Origin of the sequence: Pseudomonas sp., assembly GCF_026224925.1 — a bacterium.
Taxonomy (GTDB): Bacteria; Pseudomonadota; Gammaproteobacteria; order Pseudomonadales; family Pseudomonadaceae; genus Aquipseudomonas.
Window position 1 is genome coordinate 1 of record NZ_JAMFRV010000104.1, and the last position, 2,722, is coordinate 2,722.

The 2,722-nt window shown below is 56.1% G+C and carries 1 protein-coding gene; it reads left to right on the forward strand.

The window, feature by feature from the left end; genetic code table 11:
• Nucleotides 1-2,543, forward strand: a 2,543-nt coding sequence (locus M0974_RS04660; protein ID WP_297833394.1) for an EAL domain-containing protein, incomplete at its 5' end; no start/stop codon positions are given.
• Between the last annotated feature and the right edge of the window lie 179 nt (nt 2,544-2,722).

Sequence of the window (2,722 nt, forward strand, 5' to 3'; positions counted from 1 at the left end):
CTATGCGCCTGGGCCGGCAGGTCCAGACAGATACCCTGGCTCGGGCCCAGATTACCCAGCGGGTCTTGTATGAAATTACCTATCTAGCCAGTTCCACGCGCGACCGATCAGTGTTTCTCGTGGGCATCCACCAACTCCTCGCCACGTTGATTGATGCGGAAAATTTCTATCTCGCGTTGTACGACCCGCATACCGGCAAGATTGCCTACCCTTATTACGTCGATATCATTGACGTTGACGCCTTAGAGGCCGAGAACTACGAGTTCCTTGACCCTGCGCACCTGTCGATGACCGGGCAAGTATTGACCTCTGGTCAACCTTTATTGATTGATGCATCGGCCATTCGCGCTGCACAGGCCGAAGGGCGTTTTTATTGTGTGGGTGAGCGTCCGGAGTTCTGGATGGGCGCACCGCTGAAAAACGCTTCCGACGAAGTATTCGGCATGTTGGCGATGCAGGTGTATGACGTGTCGCGGGTTTACAGCGCCGAAGACCGAGCGCTGTTTCTGGTGGTCGCGCGCCATGTGGCAATGGCACTGGATCGGCTGCTGCACCGCGCGGACCTCGAAGAGACGGTCATGCGCCGGACACTTGAGCTGTCCGAGCTTAACAGTGCGCTGCGCCAGGAAGTTGTCGAAAGAGAGCGCGCTGAACACTTGCAGAACGTGTTATTCCAGATCGCCGAACTATCGAGCAGGCCCGGCGACATGGCGGAGTTGTTTCAAAGCCTGCACGTCATCGTCGGAGACTTACTGTTTGCCAAGAACTTTTACATTGCACTTTTTGACGAAGCTACTTCAGAGGTCACCTTTCCTTACTACGTCGATGAACAATTAGGAGGGCGTCCATTTGCGCGGCGCCGTCAGCGTGGTTTCACCGAATACGTGATTCGCCAGCGCCGGCCTTGCTTGATTGACGCCGCGGAGGCGATACGCCTGAAGGAGGTCGGTGAAATCGATATATTCAACGACGCAACGCGCTCTCAGTCATGGCTAGGCGTTCCGTTGTTCGAGAGCAGTGTGGTTTGTGGTGTGTTGGTGGTGCAGAGTTACAGCACCCAATTCAGTTACTCACTGCGTGACCAAGAACTGCTGACCTTTGTTTCGCGGCACATCGAAACGGCTTTGTCACGGCGCAGCGCCGCTGACGCTGTACACGCCGCTAATTTGAAGCTCGAAGCCCGGGTTCAGGATCGGACTCGCGAGCTTGACGATGCGAACGCCAAACTAAAGCACGAAAACTCCCATGACGCCTTGACCGGCTTACCCAACCGAACTTACTTGCAGCAGCGTCTGGATTCAGCCTGGAAGCGGTTTGGCAAAGACGGACGGCCATTGGCAGTGATGTTTATCGACCTGGACCGTTTCAAAGTCGTTAACGACAGCCTTGGCCATCATTTTGGCGACCTGCTGCTGTGTGAAGCGGCCAACCGTCTGCGCGGCTGCCTGCGTGATACGGACATGTTGGCTCGACTCGGTGGCGACGAGTTTGCGGTGATGGCCCCCGAGGCACCGCTGGACATAGTGATTGATATCGCCGAGCGAATTCTGGCGGCTTTCGACCTGCCATTCTTCATCACCGGGCATGAAGTGTTTTCATCCTGCAGCATTGGCATTGTCAGCGCGGACGTTCAGTTTCACCACGAACCGGCCGACTTGTTGCGCGACGCTGACATGGCCATGTACCGGGTAAAAAGTGCCGGGCGCGACAGTTATGCAGTGTTCAATCAAGAAGTGCGGCGTGAAGTGTCGGATCAGGTCGAGCGCGAAGGCGCCTTGCGTAATGCCCTCAAACGCACGGACGAACTTTTACCTTACTTCCAACCGATTGTGAGCGTTGAAACCGGGGAGTTGATTGCGCTTGAAGCTCTTGTTCGCTGGCATCAGGCGGATGGTCGCGTGATCCCTCCGGGCGACTTCCTGCCGGACGTCGAAGGCTTGCGTCTAATTGGACGACTCGATTTTTACATGTTAACCAGCATCGCGCAGATCCTTGCGCAGCCTGAGCACAGCAAGTGGCCGCCGGTGCACGTGAACTGCTCAAGCTACAGCATGACCCGTCCTGAATTCGCCAGCGAAGTGCTGTCGTTACTGAAACGGCACGGCGTGGCACCGTCGCGGATTTGCCTGGAACTGACCGAAGGTGCGCTGGTGGCGGAGCCGGCCATTGCTCGGCAGACCATGCAGCAACTGGCTAACAGCGGGATGTCTGTGGTGCTGGATGACTTCGGTGCGGGATTCTCTTCGCTGAGCTATGTGCATCAGTACCGCTTCAGTGGTCTGAAAATCGACAAGTCGTTCATCCTTGAGCTCACCACAAGTCCCCGCAGCCGGGCAATTGTGCGGGCAATTGTGCGGATGGCCGAGTCGCTGGATCTCTCGGTCGTTGCCGAGGGCGTTGAAGACCAGGCAACCCTCGACTTACTGCGTGAAATGGGGGCGGGTCAGGCCCAGGGTTACTACTTCGCCAAACCCATGGCGTTGGAAAAGCTGATCGCGACCGCCGAGACTGGTCAGTCGTGGCGGTTGGCGATGCTGGTTTAATCAGCAAGTTCGGCTCGCTGGCGCGCTGCAGCTATATATAGGAGGGGAATGGGGCTTGGTTTCCTATCGTTTTGCGGTATTTGATAGAAAGCTTGGATTAACCCTTGACGTAACTTTTTCTGGGCCTATAATTCGCACCTCTTCCGGAGCAGATGAAACGGAAACTCCTTGGTAATCAA